Source organism: Propioniciclava soli, assembly GCF_014858005.1.
Lineage (GTDB): Bacteria > Actinomycetota > Actinomycetes > Propionibacteriales > Propionibacteriaceae > Propioniciclava > Propioniciclava soli.
This window is the reverse complement of record NZ_JACYOT010000001.1, coordinates 254,150-271,961: the sequence shown is the minus strand read 5'-3', so window position 1 is coordinate 271,961 and position 17,812 is coordinate 254,150. Positions and strand designations below refer to the sequence as shown.

At 71.2% G+C, this 17,812-nt stretch carries 18 protein-coding genes; 2 read left to right on the top strand and 16 right to left on the bottom strand.

The window, feature by feature from the left end; genetic code table 11:
• Positions 1-2 precede the first annotated feature (2 nt).
• The 5 genes from IFY26_RS01220 to aat all read right to left on the bottom strand — a co-directional run bounded on the left by IFY26_RS01220 (position 3) and on the right by aat (position 7,014).
• Positions 3-1,271, bottom strand: coding sequence for a polysaccharide pyruvyl transferase family protein (locus tag IFY26_RS01220; RefSeq protein ID WP_232547185.1), 1,269 nt, complete (start codon positions 1,269-1,271; stop codon positions 3-5).
• Between the two features lie 52 nt (positions 1,272-1,323).
• Positions 1,324-4,260, bottom strand: a complete 2,937-nt coding sequence (locus IFY26_RS01215; protein WP_232547184.1) for a pectinesterase family protein — start codon at positions 4,258-4,260, stop codon at positions 1,324-1,326.
• 114 nt (positions 4,261-4,374) lie between these two features.
• Entirely contained in the window at positions 4,375-5,301 is a 927-nt protein-coding gene (locus IFY26_RS01210) for an S-layer homology domain-containing protein (RefSeq protein WP_232547183.1), read from the bottom strand.
• A 135-nt stretch (positions 5,302-5,436) separates the two neighbouring features.
• On the bottom strand, positions 5,437-6,291 hold the full coding sequence (locus IFY26_RS01205) for an Fpg/Nei family DNA glycosylase (RefSeq protein WP_269778998.1): 855 nt from the start codon (positions 6,289-6,291) through the stop codon (positions 5,437-5,439).
• A 45-nt stretch (positions 6,292-6,336) separates the two neighbouring features.
• Complete coding sequence (gene aat, locus IFY26_RS01200) at positions 6,337-7,014, bottom strand: leucyl/phenylalanyl-tRNA--protein transferase (protein ID WP_232547181.1); 678 nt, start codon at positions 7,012-7,014, stop codon at positions 6,337-6,339.
• An 82-nt stretch (positions 7,015-7,096) separates the two neighbouring features.
• Here aat and IFY26_RS01195 point away from each other — a divergent pair, with 82 nt between their 5' ends.
• A complete protein-coding gene (locus IFY26_RS01195) occupies positions 7,097-7,771 on the top strand; it encodes an EcsC family protein (protein ID WP_232547180.1) in 675 nt (224 codons plus the stop codon).
• A gap of 17 nt (positions 7,772-7,788) precedes the next feature.
• Here IFY26_RS01195 and IFY26_RS01190 read toward each other — a convergent pair whose 3' ends face one another.
• From IFY26_RS01190 to IFY26_RS01180, 3 genes are all read right to left on the bottom strand, one after another.
• The gene (locus IFY26_RS01190; protein ID WP_232547179.1) at positions 7,789-8,007 is read right to left on the bottom strand and encodes a PF20097 family protein; all 219 of its coding nucleotides are present in this window, start codon (positions 8,005-8,007) and stop codon (positions 7,789-7,791) included.
• A gap of 39 nt (positions 8,008-8,046) precedes the next feature.
• On the bottom strand, positions 8,047-8,673 hold the full coding sequence (locus IFY26_RS01185) for a DUF2087 domain-containing protein (protein WP_232547178.1): 627 nt from the start codon (positions 8,671-8,673) through the stop codon (positions 8,047-8,049).
• A gap of 72 nt (positions 8,674-8,745) precedes the next feature.
• Entirely contained in the window at positions 8,746-9,315 is a 570-nt protein-coding gene (locus IFY26_RS01180; RefSeq protein ID WP_232547177.1) for a TetR/AcrR family transcriptional regulator, read from the bottom strand.
• A 72-nt stretch (positions 9,316-9,387) separates the two neighbouring features.
• On the opposite strand from IFY26_RS01180, the gene IFY26_RS01175 reads away from it, so the two are divergent.
• Positions 9,388-9,963 carry a dihydrofolate reductase family protein gene (locus IFY26_RS01175; protein ID WP_232547176.1) on the top strand — a complete coding sequence of 192 codons (576 nt, stop codon included), beginning with the start codon at positions 9,388-9,390 and terminating at the stop codon, positions 9,961-9,963.
• Positions 9,964-9,985: 22 nt separating this feature from the next.
• Here IFY26_RS01175 and IFY26_RS01170 read toward each other — a convergent pair whose 3' ends face one another.
• The 8 genes from IFY26_RS01170 to pdhA form a co-directional block, all read right to left on the bottom strand.
• Positions 9,986-10,591, bottom strand: a complete 606-nt coding sequence (locus tag IFY26_RS01170; RefSeq protein WP_232547175.1) for a dihydrofolate reductase family protein — start codon at positions 10,589-10,591, stop codon at positions 9,986-9,988.
• Entirely contained in the window at positions 10,588-11,145 is a 558-nt protein-coding gene (locus tag IFY26_RS01165; protein WP_232547174.1) for a hypothetical protein, read from the bottom strand. Before IFY26_RS01165 ends, IFY26_RS01170 begins: the two co-directional genes overlap by 4 nt.
• A 616-nt stretch (positions 11,146-11,761) precedes the next feature.
• Positions 11,762-12,931, bottom strand: a complete 1,170-nt coding sequence (gene alr / locus IFY26_RS01160) for an alanine racemase (protein ID WP_232547173.1) — start codon at positions 12,929-12,931, stop codon at positions 11,762-11,764.
• Positions 12,909-13,559, bottom strand: coding sequence for a DUF4282 domain-containing protein (locus tag IFY26_RS01155; protein ID WP_232547172.1), 651 nt, complete (start codon positions 13,557-13,559; stop codon positions 12,909-12,911). The genes alr and IFY26_RS01155 overlap by 23 nt, the downstream gene beginning before the upstream one ends.
• Positions 13,560-13,579: 20 nt before the next feature.
• Entirely contained in the window at positions 13,580-14,026 is a 447-nt protein-coding gene (locus tag IFY26_RS01150) for a hypothetical protein (RefSeq protein WP_232547171.1), read from the bottom strand.
• A 166-nt stretch (positions 14,027-14,192) separates the two neighbouring features.
• Positions 14,193-15,677 (bottom strand): dihydrolipoamide acetyltransferase family protein, encoded by a 1,485-nt coding sequence (locus tag IFY26_RS01145; protein ID WP_232547170.1) that lies wholly within the window; start codon positions 15,675-15,677, stop codon positions 14,193-14,195.
• A 10-nt stretch (positions 15,678-15,687) separates the two neighbouring features.
• Complete coding sequence (locus tag IFY26_RS01140; protein ID WP_232547169.1) at positions 15,688-16,665, bottom strand: alpha-ketoacid dehydrogenase subunit beta; 978 nt, start codon at positions 16,663-16,665, stop codon at positions 15,688-15,690.
• Positions 16,665-17,780, bottom strand: coding sequence for a pyruvate dehydrogenase (acetyl-transferring) E1 component subunit alpha (gene pdhA / locus IFY26_RS01135; protein ID WP_232547168.1), 1,116 nt, complete (start codon positions 17,778-17,780; stop codon positions 16,665-16,667). Before pdhA ends, IFY26_RS01140 begins: the two co-directional genes overlap by 1 nt.
• Positions 17,781-17,812: the final 32 nt, after the last annotated feature.

Here is a 17,812-nt window from a genome sequence, read left to right as displayed (position 1 = left end):
TGTCAGCCCCCGCCCCGCAGCCGGCGATAGAGGCGGCGGGCGTCGTGGCGGCGGCTGCGGAGCCAGTGCCGCGCCAGCTTGCGGCGCCGACCGCCGTCCGAGCCCAGCGCGTGGGCCATGTCGTCCCACCACTGCGCGTGCACGGTGGCGAGGTGGGGGGCCGGAGTGGCGCTGCGTTCCAGCGGCGCCAGCCACGACGACCGGACGGTGGGGGCGGCGATCAGGTCGTCGAGCCCGATCACGGCCGGCTCCCTGCCGACGCGCCCGAAGGCCCCCTCAATGCGGACGCGCCCGTACTCGTCCGGCACCACGGCCAGGACGCTCACCCCGTCGCTCAACGCGAACACGACCGGGTGGTAGCGCGAGGTCAGGACACCCCGGGCGCGGGCCGCCACCGCGGCGCTCTCAAGGGCGGACGCCACCGGCGCCAGCTCGTGCCCCACGGTCAGGTGCGCCGCGATCTCGGCGTGGAAGGCCTCGTCGCCGTCCCCCTCACCCGGCGTGGCCATGTGGGGCACGAAGAGCACCGGCGCCCCCACCCGGCGCGCTGCCGCGTCCAGCAGGCGGGCGTAGGCGCGGGCCGCCGCGTCACGCTCGACGCCCTCGGGCGCGGCGAACGTCGCGGCCAAGGGCGCCGGACGCCGCTCGGGCACCGGCACGGGCGGGTCGGGCAGCTCGCTGGCGTCGTCGAAACACGGCCGGAGCCCCGGGTGGTCCGGCGTCAGCTCCCGGGCGAGGCGGAGGGAGGCGTCCTCCCGCAGCCCGACCAGGGAGGCGTTGCGGAGCAGGTTGGCCAGCGTCGAGCGGTCGGCGTCCGAAAGCTCCGGACCGAGCGTCTGCCCGCCGATGACCACCTGCTTGCCCAGAGCGACCGCGATGTGCGCCATCGCCGCGCGCTCGTACAGCAGCCAGCCGTAGCGGGAGTTCATGTTGCCGCCCCCGGCGATGAACAGCGCGTCGACGCCGCGGAGCGTCTCGATCACGCCGAACACCTGGTCGTGCGCGGGCAGCACGTCGGGCTGGCCGGCCATGACGGCCTTGATCTCGGCCAGGTAGCGCTCGCGATCGACCGGCGGCCAGGGGAACACCAGGGTGCGCGCGACGTCGACCCCGGGGCCGAAGTGCCGGCGGGTGTGGTCGAGGTCGCGCGTCAGCAGCACGACGTCGGTCACTCCGCGGGCGCCCAGCTTGTCGAGGGCACCGTGCACCATGGCCTCGTCCCCGACGTGGTAGACGGGCTGACCGATGTCACCCTGGATGGCCACCCGCATCCGCCGCTCCTCCCCACCCACGTCGCGAGGAGTCTAGTGACGAATGCCCCGATCAGCCCAGAACGGGATCCCACCCGTCGGACCCGGCCAGGTAGGCCCGGGGTGTGGCGTCGGACGCCTCGGCGTCGGTCAGTTGCGGCCGGGTCGCCGGATCGACGATCGCCGCACCGGCGCCGGTGTTGCCGAACTCGGCGAAGCGGCCGTCGGTCCACGCCAGCGGGGTCATGTCGGCCCACGGCTGGGCCGTGCGGATCGCCACCGAGAGCTCGGTGTTGCGGAACGTCACCTGGCCCCGGCTGTTGTACACGACACCGCCCTTCGTGTAGCCGTCACCCCAGCCGCGCCAGGGGCGTCCGAGCGACACCGTCCCGGCGGGCGCGTCGGAGGTCACCCTCGAGTTGACCACCAGGAACCCGAACGGGTTCTGGTCGGACGTGCTGGCGGCGGTGAGGTAGCCGTTGTTGGAGTTGCTGCCGCGGCTCAGCGCGTGGATCGTGCTCGCGTCGAACACCGCGGTCGCCCGGCCGAAGATGAAGTCCACGTCGCCCTCGATGTAGGAGTCGTAGAAGTACACCCGCGACACGACGTCGGCGTCCGGGGAGTTGGCGAGCAGCGTGTCCTGGTTGCCGAGCAGCCGGACGTCGGTGAACACCAACCGGTCGCCGGTGGTGTGCAGGGCGACGGCCTGCTCGGCCTGGTAGTCGTGGGCCGCCTCGTCGAATGCGTTCTCGATCGTCAGGTCGCGCACCGTCACGTCGCTGCCGGTGATCTTCACGCTCTGGCTCTTCGACGTGCCGAGGGTGCCCCCGCCGGCGGTGGGCGTCCCCGAGGCGTTGTCGTAGGTCAGCACGACATCTGCGGCCTTCCCCGTGGTGCCCAGCAGCGTGAGGTGCGACTGCGCCACCGTGACCAGCTCGTGGTACACCCCGGGCTTGATCGCGATGACCACCGGGTCGGACGCCGTGCCCGGTGCCGTCGCGTCGAGCGCGTCCTGCACCGTCGTGTAGTCCCCCGAGCCGTCGGCGGCGACCAGCACGTCGTGCGCCGGCAGGACGGCCCCGACCGGCGTGGCGGTGACCGCCGCGGAGGGCGCCGACGCATTGCCGGCGGCGTCCACCGCCGTGACCACCCACGTGTAGGACGTCTGGTTCACGACCCCGCGGTCGCGGAAGGAGGTGTCGGTGAGATCGGTGGCCACGGCCGTCGCCGAGGCGAGATCCACCGGACCGGCGCCCTCGACGCGGTAGAGGGTGTAGCCGGCCAGGTCGGCGTCCGTGACCGGCTGCCAGGTCAGCACCACGCTGCCGTCGGACGCCTCCGCCGCCAGCCCGGTGGGGGTGGCCGGCGCCGTCACGTCGGCCGGGGGCTGCTCACCGGTCGGGTTCCACCCGTCGGGGCCGGCGAGGTAGGTGAACTTCGTGTGGTCCGCCGCCTCGACGGTCGTGAGCTGCGGCCGGTCGGCGTTCACGACCGCCCCCGGGCCCGTGTTGCCGTACTCGGCGAACCGGGCGTTGCGCCAGGAGAAGGTGCTGGTCATGTCGGTCCAGGGGGCCGGCGCGATGGCGTCCGGGAGCACCGTGTTGCGCACGACGACCTGGGCGATGGCCTGCGCGTCCCCGCTCGGCTGCCAGGGACGGCCGAGGTGGAACGTGCCCGCCGGCGCGTCGGAGGTGATGGTCGAGTCGGTGATGAGGAAGCCGTACGGCAGCGACACGTCGGTACTGGCCGCCGTCACGTAGCCGTTGTTGCTCGTGCTGCCGCGGTCGCTCGCGTGGAGCGTGCTCCGGTCGAACACCGCGGTGCCCCGGCCGAAGATGAAGTCCACATCCCCCTCGATGAAAGAGTTCACGTAGTAGGAGCGCGCGAGCCGGCCCGCGGCGGGTGAGTCGGCGTACAGGGTGTCCTGGTCACCGAGGAGGCGCACCGTGTCGAACACGAGGCGGTCGCCCTGGGTCTTCAACGCGACGGCCTGCTCCGAGGCGTAGTCGTGGGCGGCCTCGTCGAACGCGTTCTCGATGGTGAGGTTGCGCACCGTGACGTCGTTGCCCGTGATGAGCATGGTGGCGCTGCCGGTGGTGCCGTAGGTGCCGGAGCCGTCCGGCTTGGGCGTCCCCGCGGCGTTGTCGTAGGTGATGACCACATCGGCGGGAGACCCCCCGCCGCCCAGCAGGGTGACGTTGGAGCGGCGCAGTTGCACGACCTCGCGGTAGGTGCCGGGGCGGATGCCGATGCGCCACGCCGAAGTGTCGGACGGCGCCTGCGCGATGGCCTCGGCGACGGTGGTGACGTCGCCGGAGCCGTCGGCGGCAACGACCACGTCGGCGTCCGCGAGCGGGTCGGCGACGAGCGGACCCGGGCGGCCGAGCGTCGTGACGGCGCGGTACAGGAAGGCGGCGATGGCGTCGCGGGCGATCGGCTGGACGGGGCGGAACGTGCCGTCGGGCCACCCGGTGCTGATGCCGGCGTCGGCCAGCCATTCGATCTGGGTCACGTACTGGTTCTGGGATGCCACGTCGGTGAAGACGTCCCCCGATGCCGTGTACGAGGGCGCCCCCCAGGCGCGGTGGAGGAAGGCGGCCATCGCGTCCCGGTTCACCGGCTCGTAGGGGCGGAACGTGCCGTCGGGCCAGCCCGTGGCGATGCCCGACGCGGCCAGCCACTCGATCTCGCGGTAGAACTGGTTGTCGGGAGCCACGTCGGAGAACGTCTGCCCCGTGGGGGTGAACTCCGGCTCGTCGAACAGGCGGTACAAGAAGGCGGCCATGGCGTCACGCGCCACAGGGGCGTAGGGCCGGAAGGTGCCGTCGGGCCAGCCCGTGGCGATGCCACTGTCGGCCAACCAAGCAATTTCGGTGGCATACATGTTGTCGTCACCGACGTCGGCGAATCGCGATGCCGCCGAGGCCGGAGAAACACCCACCAGGGTGAATCCCAGTGCCACACTGAGCGTGAGAATGAGGGCGCGCAGATGCGCCCGAACGTTGATCATGAAGTTTTCCCCCCTTGGCCCCACGGGCCGTTGCGCCCATTGCGGCGCCACCCTCGACGCTACCGCGGCCCGGTTCGTCGCACACGTCCCCTCAAGGGGGGATGAATTGTTCGCTCAGCCGACGGTGACCCAGAGCGTCGCCGGCTCGGACACGACGCCGTACCGCGAGACCGCGATGACCCAGTAGTGCGTGTCGCCCGCCGGGGCGGTCGTGTCGGTGTACGTCGACTCCGTGACCTCCACCGGGCCAAACGTCGGGTCGATGTCGTTCTGCCCCCGATACAGGTCATAGCGGATGACGTCGCGCTCGGGGCTGGGGTTCCAGCTGAGCACCACGTCGGAGCCGGTGACCGTGGCCGTCAACCCGGTGACGGCGGCCGGGGAGTCCGGAAACAGCGGCGGGATGCCGAAGCGCTGCACGGCCCGGAACAAGAACGCGGCGATCGCGTCACGGGCGATCGGCGCCGTGGGCCGAAACGTCTTGGACCCGTCCGGCGCCACCCAGCCCGTGGTGATGCCCGTGGACGCCAGCCACTCGATCTCTGTGTAGAACTGGTTGTCAGGCGTCACATCCGTGAACGTCTGCCCGGTGGGCTCGTACACGCCGCCGTGGCAGTAGATGCGGAACAGGAACGCCGCCATGGCGTCGCGGTTGACCGGATCGAGCGGCCGGTACGTCCCGTCCGGGTACCCGGTGGCGATGCCCTCGGCCGCCACCCACTCGATCTCGTGGTGGAACTGCAGCCCCATGGGCACGTCGGAGAACGTCTGCCCCGGGGTGTCGAACTCGGGCGATTCGTGCAGGCGGTACAGGAAAGCCGCCATGGCGTCCCGGTTCACCGGGTCGAGCGGCCGATACGTGCCGTCTGGGTAACCGGTCGTGATGCCGGAGGCGGCCAGCCAGTTGATCTCGTTGAAGAACTGGGCGTGCTCCGGGACGTCACTGAATCGCTGGGTGGCGGCGTGCGCCGGCAACGCGGTGAGCACGGCCAACGACATGGCAATGAACGCAGCAATGAGCCGCGCGACAGACGATTTCATGGTAATTCCCCCCGCATCTCCAGCATGGAGACACATTGACCAGGCCCGTCCGGGCGCTGGAAAGGGAGTCTACGCCGCCCATTGCGTGGCGAAACGTCCCCGCACGGGGGAATCCTCCGCCCCCGCGGGTGGTTGCTATTTCAACAGCTTGGAAAGGCGCCGATCTGCCAAGAGCTTGCCGCCGGTCTGGCAGCCGGGGCAGTAGTTGAGGAAACTGTCAGCGAAACTCACCTCGGCGACGACCGTGCCGCACACGGGGCAGGGTTCACCCTTGCGTCCGTGGACGCGCAAGGAGGAGCGCTTGCCGTCCTTGAGCTCGGCCGGCGGCAGGCCGACGGCCCGCCCGATCGCCGCCGTGAGCTCCTTCCGCACGGCCGCGTACAGCGCGGACGTCTCCTCCCCCGTCAGGCTGCCGGCCAGTTTGAACGGGCTCAGCTTTGCCGCCTGGAGGATCTCGTCGGAGTAGGCGTTGCCGACGCCGGCGAGCAGCGACTGATCCTTCAGCAGACCCTTGATCTGGGTGCGGGCGTGCTCGGCCAGCACTGCACCGAACGCGGCCTCGTCGAAGTCGTCGGCCAGCGGGTCGGGCCCCAACCGGGCGATGCCCGGCACCTCGCCCGGGTCGGCGACCACGTACAGCGCCAGGTGCTTCTGCGTGCCCGCCTCGGTGAGGTCGAACCCGCCGGCGGGCTCCGCGACGAGGCGGAGGGCCAGGGGTCCCTTGCCCGGTTTGGCCGGGCTGGCGGGCGCCTGCTCGTACCAGCGCAACCAGCCCGCCCGGGCCAGATGGAACACCAGCCACGTACCGCTGACATCGAGGCAGAGGAACTTGCCGCGTCGCTGCACCGCGGTGATCTCCTGCCCCAGGAGGGCGGAGAGCGGGAGCGTGAACGTCTTCAACGCGCTGAAGGCGGCGAGCTCGGCCCGCGTCACCGTGGCGCCGACCAGCCGCTCGGCCAGGAACGCGCGCAGCCCCTCCACCTCGGGCATCTCGGGCACGGCCACCACCCCTTCGTCCTCGACGTGGCGACCAGCCTAACCTGCCCCCCAGGCGGGGGCCGGCAGGTCGAGGGCGTCGGCGAGCAGCCGGAGGTAGTCCACCCGGTCGACCTCCACGGCGCCCAGCGAGGCGAGGTGGCCCGTGACCCACTGCACGTCGAGCAGCCGGCCGTCCACCCCGTCGTCCAGCACCTCGCACAGCCCGAGCAGCGCGACCTTGGAGGCGTCCCGCCCGATCACCGGGTCGTGGAACATCGACTCCCCCGCGAAGAGCCCTCCGAACCCGACGCCGTACAGCCCCCCGGCCAGGTCGCCGGCCGGCGTCCAGGCCTCCACGGAGTGGGCCACGCCCAGCCGGTGCAGCTCGGTGTAGACGCCGACGACGGCCTCGTCGATCCACCCCAACGGACGCGACGGGTCGGCACAGCGGGCGATGACCTCGTCGAAGGCCGCGTCCACCGTGACGCTGTACCGCTTCGCCGACTGGCGCAGCGACCGGGTGACGCGCACGTCGTCCAGCGGGAGGATGCCGCGGTGCACGGGCGACCACCAGCCCATGGCGTCCGGCGGCAGACCGGCGTCGTGCAGCGGCATGGGGAACGCACCCGCCAGGTAGGCCTCCGCGACCAGGTCGGCGTCGAACTCGGACGACAGGGCGATGAGGTCCTGGTCGGGCCATTCGCGCCACGGCCCGAAGACGCCCGACAACCTCATGGGCGCAGTGTGGCACCGGTTCAGGGTCGCATGGGGGAAGCCCTCGTTGGGCGGACGCCGGCGTTGCGCCTAGCCTTGGGCCATGGCCAACGCACGGGACGTCAGCAAGACGCTGGCGGCGCGCGGCCCGGAGATGGGCGGCAACGTGCTGCGCCAGCTCCTGGAGACCGCGATCAACGGGATGGGGGTCGTGCCCGGCGCGAAGGCGACGGCTGCGAACCACCTCGTCAAGCGCAACGGCGTCGAGGACGCCCTGGACGCCCTGGTGCGCACGCATGTGGGGCTCGCGACGGCCCAGGGCGTCGTGACCAATATCGGCGGTCTCGCCACCCTGGCGGTCGCCCTGCCAACAAACATCGCCGGCGTGGCCGTGCTGCAGATCCGCCTTGTGGCCGCCATCGCCCACCTGCGCGGCTACGACATCGACTCCCCCAGCGTTCGCACGGCGCTCACCCTGTGCCTCATGGGGGCGGAGGGCACCCAGCGCCTCATGGACGCGGACGTGCTGCCGGCCAGCCCGCTCGTGATCGCGACCGCACCCGTGTTCGACGCCTCACTCGACCAGGTGGTGTGCGAGAAGGTGTTCGCCGAGCTCGCCTCCCGCATCGGGGGCCGGCACGCGGCCGTCCTCATCGCTCGGCGCATCCCGCTGATCGGCGGCGGCGTCGGCGGCACCCTGGACGCCTTCAGCACGCTGGCCGTCGGCACCTACGCCCGCGAGCAATTCGTCAACCGCCGGCGCATCACCCAGAGCTGAGGGGCTGACTCCTGGACTCAGGTGGGGTCGTCCTCGCCGTAGGCGATCGTGACCAGCTCACACGCCCGGCACAGGTACCCGGGTAGCGTGGCGGCCCCGAAGATCGACCGGGCGACCCGCACGTCACCCTCAGCAAGCGAGGCCAACAGGCGCCGCGGTTCGCGAACCCAGGCCAGGTGGCCGGTGGACTGGACGAGTCCCTCCTCCATGACCTTGCCACACCGGGGGCAGTTCATCGGCGGATCCCTTCGTCGGTTCGATGAGCGGTGCATCTGTCAGCCTGCCACAACGCCACGGACCAGCTGACCGAGCCACGCCGCCTCACCGGCGGGCACCTCCTGGGCCTCGTTGGCATCACGGTCGGGCACGTCAGGGTTGACCCAGTAGACACCGCCCTCACGCGCGAGGTAGCGGTAGTCGACGAGTTCGCGGCGGAGGAAGGCGACGTCGTCGTGGGCCTCGCGCAGGAGCGCGTTGACCTCGGCCTCCGCGTAGCGCCGCCCCGGCTCGAAGCGGCGCAACAGCTCGAGCAGCACGCTGACGCGCGCCTTGCGCTTGGCGGGGATGCTGCGCAGGCGCGGCCCGTCGAAGAAGATCCGGACGTGGCGCGCGTGGTCGGGGTCGGCGATCGGGGCAACCGTGGCGGTCGCCGCGGGCGCGGCCGCCGCGTCCAGCAGACCGGCGTTGAGCGCGTAGAGCCGCCGCGTGCCGTCCGGGGTGACGCGGACGATGCCCACCTCCACCAGGCGCGCCATGTGGTGGCTGATCGTCGGCGCGCCCAACCCGAGGGCCTCGGCCAGCTGGCGTCCGCTGCGCGGCTCCTCGGCGAGCAGCCCGAGGATGCGCAGTCGCGTGGCGTCCGCGATGGTCTTCAACAGGTGGACACGTGCGTCCAGGTCCATGGGTCACTCCTTCGATGTTCATCGAAGTTTAACCGCACGGGCGCCCTCTCGGCAAGCAGCCACCGGGGGCGGTCAGGACTGGACGATCCTGTCGACGAGCGCGTCCACAGCTGCGTCAACCGTCAATCCGGTTTCGAGTGGAACGGTGAGATGGTCCAGCATGAGGCCGTCGATGGCATGGTGCATCAGAGCGATCTCGGTGCGCCCGCCAGGGAGCCCAGACCGGTGATTGAACTCGACGTCACCCTCGAAGGCTCGCTGCCGCCAGGTTCCGAGCGCTCTCGCCACCGCCGGCCTGCGGGCCGCCTCGAGCCGCAGCTCGAGCAGCGCGAGCGCCACGTGCCGATCGGCGCTGAGCCGCCGCACCACGTCGCGGACATAGTCGGCGAACAGCGATCGATCGGGCAACCGCGACGCGCGCGATGGGATCGCACCGGGGTCGGGGGTCAGGCGTTCCTCGATGCGTTCGACCAGTGCGGCGATGAGGGCGTCCCGGGTGGGGAAGTAGTTGGACGCCGTGCCGCGGGGAGCGCCAGCACTGGCGTCCACCGCGCGATGGGTCAGGCCACGAGCACCCTCCTCCGCCAGCACGCGAATCCCGGCATCGGCGAGAGCAGAGCGACGTTCCTCGTTGCGGGCCATGTAGCAAGACTAGCCGGAACCACGACGCCTGCTGTAGTTTCGCCACGACATCTGTTGTGATTGGAGCGCGCAATGCGAGAACTTGTCTACTACGTGGCAGCCAGCATCGACGGCTACATTGCCGACTGCGCCGGGGGCTTTGACGCCTTCCTTACCGATGGTGACCACATGTCCGTCGTTCTGGGGGAGTACGCGGACGCCCTCCCCACCCACGCGCACACCGCGCTGGGCATCCAGCCCCCGGGAACCCGGTTCGACACGGTGTTCATGGGGTGGCACACCCTTGCCCCCGCCCTCGACATGGGGATCGACAACCCCTACCCGCACCTGCGCCAGATCGTCGCAAGCCGGCAGATCCGTGACGTCGACCCGACGATCACGCTCACCGCGGACCCGCTCGCCACCGTCCGAGAACTGAAACAGAAAAATGGTCTGGGCATCTGGCTATGCGGGGGCGGGCAACTGGCCGGCGCTCTGATCACAGAGATTGACCGCCTCGTCCTGAAGCGGAATCCACTCACCTTCGGTGCCGGTGTCCCGCTGTTCGGCGCAGCGACCTCAATGCCGCGCAGGTTCGACTTGGTCGGCACACGCGCGTTCCGCTCGGGCGTCGTCATTGAGGAGTACACCCAACGGCGTGGCGCATGATGTGGGGAACCCAGTGGTGAAATCAGGCGTCGCCGCTGGCTCCCACGCTCGTGGATGCAACGGGTGGGGTGGGGACGACGCGGTAGGTGGTGTGGACCATTCCGGAGGCGCTGACGTGGCTAGCTCTCAGCTCAAGATGCACGTCGTGGTCCATGTTCCCGAAGAGCGGGCGGCCCGCGCCGATGAGGACCGGGGCGGTGCCGATCGTGATCTCATCGACCAGGCCTGCGGCCAGAAACGCTTGCACGACGCGACCGCCGTCGACATAGACCTGGCTGGCCCGGCCTGCCTCCAGCCGGTCGAGGGCCTCGGTGAGCGACCGGGCCACGCGGACGCGGTCGTCGGTGTCGGCGAGCGTTGTGGACAGCACGATGACCTGCTTGTCGCGGTAGGGCCAGTCGTCAAAGGTCAGCACCTTCTCGTACGTGCCGCGGCCCATGACCAGGTGGCCCACCTCGGGGTAGAAGGTCTCCCACTCGATCGCCGGCTCGGTGCTGGCCACCTCTTGGTGATCCCGGCCCAAGGCCGGTGGGTCGGTCAGCCAGTCGATCCCACCATCGGGTCGGGCGATGTAGCCGTCCAAGCTCACGCCGATGAAGACCCGACCCTGCCAGGTACGGTTCGTCATTTCCATGCCTCCATCAGGGTCTCGAAGATCTGTTGTGGTTCGGCCTGTGCCCCGTCGCCGGCACCGGAACGCAGACCCGCCCCGGTCAAGGCGTCCAGGAGCAGGGCGGCAGCCAGGTCAGGGTCGGGCAGGCGGGCGAGGTCGTGAGCGGTCAGGAGAGCCGCGACGTAGGCCCGCTCCCGCCGCCACCCCTCGACCAGCAACGCAGCCAGCACGGGGTCGGCCAGGTCACCGACGAGTTGGGAGAGCCGGGTGACCAAGGGCACACGTCGCCCATCTTCCAGTTCAGCCTTGGACGCCACCCATGCGGCCAGCTCACCCTCCGGGTCCTCCGGGCGACGCGGAGAGCCCGGGATCCCCGCCACCCACCGGGTGGAGAGAGCCGCCAGCAGACCGTTGCGAGACCCGAACCGCTTCAGCAGACCCGCCGGCGAGAGACCGATCGCGCCACCGGCCTCAGCCAACGTCCACGCCCGTAGACCCTCCCGACCATTCAGGAAGTCGACCAACCTGTCCAGTACCTCGTCATCGCTCAACGTCTGCGGTCGCGCCACGCCATTAGTAAACCGCCATTTACTAACTATGCAAGGGGCTCACCTCAACTGCCCTGGCCGACTCCCAACGACACGGGTGCTCCGGTTCGGGCGCTTGCGGTCATCTGACGGCGAGTCGCGAATACCCCAGAGCCAGCGCGGCGGCTGTGGGCGCCATGACCGTCCGCTCGAACTTCGTGCCAACCAGCTGTACAGGGACGCTGGCGGCACACACAGCTGCTGCGACAGCCATGGCCCGCGTCGCGCGGCGGCTCGGCTGCCCCGGGCCGTGCGTGACATGCGCCGTCAACAACGCGGCTGGCAGCAGGCTGGCCAGGCTCGCAGCAGCGATGACCTTTCCATGGAGCTGGTCTTGCACGCGTCCCCCGCTCACCGCAGTGTGCGGCAAAGCCTTCACCAGCACCGCTGCATGCGTGATCGCCGTGAGACCCAGCCCGCAGAACACCAGGTCACGTGCCGCTCGGCGGGTGACGGTGGCTCGGACTCGCGCGCTGACACTCATGCGTTCAGCTCACCGCAACGCTGGCTCCGAGACAAGACACGGGGTCAGAGTCAGGAGAAGCCAACCCCTTCCCCCCGACATCGTCCCCCTCCGGCCGACGACAGCAACCGGCACTCAGCTGAGGTCGGAGACCGTCCGACCCACCCGGGCCCCCACCAGGCAGGTGACCTCGTAGGTGATCGTGCCCATGAGGTCGGCCAGCTCCTGGGCGGTGATCGCGTCCGAGCCCTGCTCCCCCAGCAGCACGACCTCGTCGCCCACCTGCGCTGAGGCGTCCGGGCCGAGGTTGACCATCGTCTGATCCATGCACACCCGGCCGACGACCGGGCACGACCGGCCCCCCACCAGCACCCGGCCGCGGTTCGAAAGCTGCCGGCTGTAGCCGTCGCCGTACCCCACCGGGATGGTCGCGACGATCGTGTCGGACGCCGCCGTCCACGTCCGGCCGTAGCCGACCGTCTCCCCCGCCGCCACACGCTTCACGAACGACACCCGCGTCGTCCAGCGCAGGGCCGGCCGGAGGTCGACGGTGGGGTCGGTCGTGGGGTCGGGCAGGTTGCCGTAGACCATCACGCCGGGCCGCACCAGGTCGAACCACGTGCCCGGGTGCATCAGCACGCCACCGGAGTTGGCCAGGTGAACCAGCTCCACCCGCCCGCGGGCCGCGGCGACGGCGTCCGCGACCGCGGCGAACCGCGCGGTCTGCTCGTCGGTGAAGGCCCGGCCGTCCTCGGTGTCCGAGACGGGTAGGTGGGAGAACAGCCCCCGCAGGTGGAGGCCGGCGGCGTCCGCGCGCCGGGCAAGGTCGGGCGCGGCGTCCGGTGGGCAGCCGATGCGGCGCATGCCCGTGTCCACCTTGAGGTGCACCGACGCCGGAACCCCCGCCTGGGCGGCGGCCCTGCTCACCTTGTCGAGGGTGTCGGCCGAGGCGACGGTGAGGTCGACTCCCGCCCGGACGCAGGCCAGGGCCGCGGCGTCCGAGACCACCGGGCTGAAGATCAGCATCGGCAGGCGGACGCCGGCCTCCCGGAGTTCGAGCGCCTCGGCGGCGGTGGCGACGCCGAGCCAGTCCGCGGCGGCGGCCTGATCGATCATGCGGGCGACCGCGAGCGCGCCGTGGCCGTAGGCGTTCGCCTTCACGGCGGCCAGCACCAGCCGGTCGCCAACGCGGGCCCGCACCCCGGCGAGATTGTGCCGGATCGCCCCCAGATCGGTGGTCGCCGTGCTGGTGGACGCAATGTTGGTGGACGCCGCGGCCATGTCAGGCGGCGGAGGTCCCGGCATCCGAGGAATCCCCGGCATCGTCGGCCGTGCGCTCCGCCCGCTCGTGGGTTCGGATGAGGGCGAGGACCCCCTCCAGACCCGCGCGGACCAAGCAGATGCCCAGCAGCGCGGGCACCCAGCCGAACAGCAGGGTGAGGAAGGGCGAGGCCATCGCCACGGGGTACCCCTGCAGACCGTTCAGCACGTCCCCCAGCCAGCCGCCGACGAACGCCACGATCGCGAGGATGTAGATGGCCTTCGCCGCAGCGGGCGTCGCGTACGTGGCGAACGAGAAGTCGAGGAGGCCGCCGAGAGCGTTGCCCCGCTGCGACGGTGTCGGCGCGGGGCCATAGGCTGCGCCGCCGGCGTAGGCGCCCGGAGCGTAGGGCTGCTGGGCGGGGCCATTCTGCGGCGGATACGTGGCCTGGGGGTAGCCGGGCTGCTGCGGGTGGGGTGGGTAGGGCGCGGATGGCGCGCTGGTGGGGTAGGCCGAGGCCCCGCTCGGCGGGGGCGGAGTGTGCGACGGCGCAGCGTAGGGGTTGACGGCCTGCGGAGGTGCCGGCGGTTCGTCACCCGGCGCGGGGGCGGGTGGGGCCCAGGGGTCCGGATGGGGTTGGGAGCGCTGCCAGGGGTTGGGGTCGTCCGACATGGCGTCCATTAGACCAGAGGTCACCGGGGGCCGTCGTGGCGACGCCGGGCCTCGTCGAAGGCAGCCCTGAGGTCGGGCCGGGCGCGCAGCGCGTCCGCCAGGAGTTGCTCCTTGCGGCGCAGCCGCAGCACCGTGGGCAGCATCCCCGTCGCGATGACCGCACCCGCACCACCGAGGCACGCGGCCAGCACCAGGCGCCCGGCGGCGTCCAACTGCGGCGCGATCAGGGCGAACGCAACCGCGAGGAGCGCCAGGAGCACGGCCAGGATCGTGAGGGTCGAACGCAACAGGTGCGGCGGCCGCACGGGCGCGCCGCGCGGCAGCAGCACCGGATTGCGCCGGAGCGTGCCGGACATCCACCAGGCTGTGGCGCCGAACAGCACCGTGGCGACCCAGCCCACGACCCCACTCGCCCAGCCGCCCGCGAACCCGGACGCCCCCGCGACGCATCCGCCGACCGCCGCCACCAGGGCCCACCCGGTCGCGACGGCCGCCGCGTCACGCTGCCCGAGGCGCTGGGCGTGGGTCTGGGCGACGTAGTTGCCTTACCCGGCGGTCTTTCCCATCCTCGTCATGCCGTTCACCTCCTGACGCTTCCCCGCCGTGACGGAAGCCGACGTGTGGTTGGCCGACTCAGTAGAGCAGCGCCAGGCCCGGATCGGTGAGGATCGTGGCCACGTCGGCCAGGAAACGCGACGCCTGCTCCCCGTCCAGCACCCGGTGGTCGATCGACAACGTGAGCTTCGCGACCGACCGGATGACGATGCGCTCGTCCGCCCCCTCGCCCACGACCCACGGTCGCCGGTTGAACGTGCCCAGCAACAGGATGGCCGACTCCCCCGGGTTGAGGATCGGCGTGCCCCCCTCGACGCCGAACACGCCGACGTTGGTGATGGTGAACGTGCCGTCCGCGGCGTCCGCCGGGGTGATCCGGCCCTCCCGCACGGTCGCGACCAGGTCGTTCAACGCCTGGGCGAGCTCCACCAGGTTGAGCTCGTTGGCGCGCTTGATGTTGGGCACCACCAGGCCGCGCTGCGTCGCCGCGGCGATGCCGAGGTTCACGTCGGGCCGCACGACGATCTCGCCACGCTCGAGATCCAGCGTGCCGTTCACGTCCGGGTGGCGCTGCATCGCCAGGCACACGGCCTTGGCCAGCACGAGGATCGGTGAGATCCGCAGCCCCGCGAACTCCCGGCGTCCCCGCAGCTGTTCGATCAGCTCGACGGTGTTCGTGACGTCGACGTCCATCCAGACCGACGCCTGCGGCACCTGCAGCGACGCGGTCATCGACTGCACCATCTGCCGGCGCACGCCGCGCAGCGGGATCCGGGTGGTCGGACGCCGCCCCCCGGCCTCCCCTGCTGCCGCCTGCGCCACATCGTTCGGCGTGATGCTGCCTCCCGGGCCGGTGCCGGCGACGGTGGCGAGGTCCAGTCCGAGATCGCGTGCGAGCCGGCGTACGGCCGGCTTGGCCAGCGGACGCCCCACCGGGTCGGTCGGCGCCACCGCCGCCCCCCGGGCCCGCGCCTCGGACGGCTGCGGCAGCGGCGGCTCGGCCGGTTCGTCGTCGATGGGGCTGGTGTAGTAGACCTCGTCCACCTTGTGGGCCGGCGTCTCGTCCAGCCCGTACGACTCGTTGACCTGCCCGCCCTGCGGGCCCGCGTCCGGCCGGGCGACGCCCTTGCGCGGACGCCGCGTGGCTGGCGCCTGCGCCGCGCCGTAGCCCACGAGCAGCGCCCCGGACGCCTCCGGCGTCGCATCACCGGCGCCCGCGGCATCCGTCGCTGACTCGGTCTGGGCCCCGGCCGGTTCCCGGGTCGCGGACTGTCCCTCGGACTCGGCCCCGGTCGTCGCCCCGTCCGGCGGGTTCTCGCCCGGGTCGTCCGCGTCGAACACGGTCATGATGACGCTGCCCACCTCGACCACGTCGCCGACCTCGCAGCGCAGCTCACCGACGACGCCCTCGAACGGGCTCGGCAGCTCGACGACGGACTTGGCCGTCTCCACCTCGACGACAACGTCGTTGATCTTCACGGCGTCCCCGGGCGCGACGTGCCACGCGACGATCTCGGCCTCGACCAACCCCTCGCCGGGGTCGGTCAGCTTCATCTCGAACATGCGCGGACTCCTAGTGGGCGAGGCTGCGGTCGACGGCATCCAGGATGCGGTCGAGGTCGGGCAGGTAGGTGTGTTCGGCCTTGCTGGGAGGGTACGGCAGGTCGTGACCCGTGACGCGCAACACGGGGGACTCCAGCGCGTAGAAGCACCGTTCCTGGATGCGGGCGGCGAGTTCCGCGCCAATGCCGCCGGTGCGGACGGCCTCGTGGACGACGATCGCGCGCCCGGTGCGCTCGACGGAGGCGAGGACGGTCGCGTCGTCGAGTGGCGCGAGGCTGCGCAGGTCGACGACCTCGACGCTGCGGCCCTCGGCGGACGCGGCCAGCGCCGCCTCGACGCAGGTCTTCACCATCGGCCCGTAGGTGAGCAGGGTCACATCGTCGCCCGTCAGCACGGTGCGGGCGGCGTCCAGACGCAGTGGGGGCTCGGACAGGTCGACCTCGCCCTTCTCGTGGTAGCGGCGCTTGGGCTCGAGGAAGATGACGGGGTCGTCGTGCGCGATGGCCTGCTGGATCATCCAGTAGGCGTCCAGCGGCGTCGACGGGGTCACGACGACGAGACCGGGGGTGTGCGCGAAGTAGGCCTCGGGTGACTCCGAATGGTGCTCGATCGCGCCGATGCCCCCGCCGTAGGGGATGCGGACGACCATCGGCACGCTGAGGCGTCCCATCGACCGGAACCGCATCCGCGAGACCTGGGACACGATCTGGTCGAACGCCGGGTAGACGAAACCGTCGAACTGGATCTCGACGACCGGACGGTAGCCGCGCAACGCCAGGCCCAGCGCCGTACCGACGATGCCCGACTCCGCGAGCGGGGAGTCGACCACCCGCTCCGGCCCGAAGTCGCGCTGCAGGTGCTCGGTGATGCGGAAGACGCCGCCGAGCTTGCCGATGTCCTCCCCCGCCAGCAGCACCTTCGGATCCGCCTCGAGGGCGCGGTGCAGGCCGGCGTTCAACGCCCGCGCCATCGTCATCTGCTCCCCCATCAGGCCTCCTCGAAGGACGCCTCGTAGGCGAGCTGATCCGCCCGCTGCGCCACGAGGGCGTCCGGCAGGGTGGCGTAGGTGTGGGCCCAGAGGTCCTCGAGCTTCGGCACCGGCAGCGCCAGGCAGCCCTCGCGGATGCGGACGCCGAACGCGTCCGCCTCGGCGTCGAGGGCGTCCAGCCACGCTTTGTCGATGGCCCCCTGCCCGAGCAGGTAGAGGGTGAGCCGGGCCACCGGATCCTTGGCGCGCCAGGCCTGCTCCTCCTCGCGCCGGCGGTACTTGGTGGGGTCGTCGGACGTGGTGTGCGCGCCCATGCGGTAGGTGAAGGCCTCGATGAAGGTCGGCCCTTCGCCGCTGCGGGCGCGGTTCATCGCCCACTCGGTGACGGCCTGGACGGCGAGCACGTCGTTGCCGTCGACGCGCACCGCCGGGATGCCGAATCCGCTCGCGCGCTGGTAGAGCGGGATGCGGGACTGCAGCGCGATCGGCTCGCTGATCGCCCACTGGTTGTTCTGCACGAAGAAGACGGTCGGCGTCGCATAGCTGGACGCGAACACGAGCGCCTCGTTGACGTCACCCTGGCTGGTGGCGCCGTCGCCGAAGTAGACGACGACCGCACCGTTGGCGTCCGGATCGTCGTTGCCGACCAGGCCGTCGCGCTGCAGGCCCATGGCGTAGCCGACAGCGTGGAGGGCCTGGGTGCCGATGACGAAGGAATAGAGGTGGAAGCGGAGGGCCCGACTGTCCCAGTCCACCATCGTGGTGCCGCGGAAGGTGCCGAGCATGGTGACCGGGTCGACGCCCATCATCATGGCCACGGCGTGCTCGCGGTAGCTGGGGAACACCATGTCGTGCGGGCCCACGGCAGCGCCGGACCCCACCTGGGCCGCCTCCTGGCCGAGCATGGGCACCCAGAGCCCCAGCTCCCCCTTGCGCTGGAGTGCCGTCGCCTCGCTGTCGAATCGCCGCGCCAGCACCATCGTGCGCAGATGGTCGACCAGGACGGCGTCATCGTGACGCCAGGTGAACCGGGCGTGATCGACCCGCTGCCCGGTCGGCGTGAGCAGCTGGATGAGGTCGGCCGCATCCGGTGCCGAGGCGTCGCGCGTGTCCATCGCCAAGATTCTACCGTTACGTAACCGTAGGT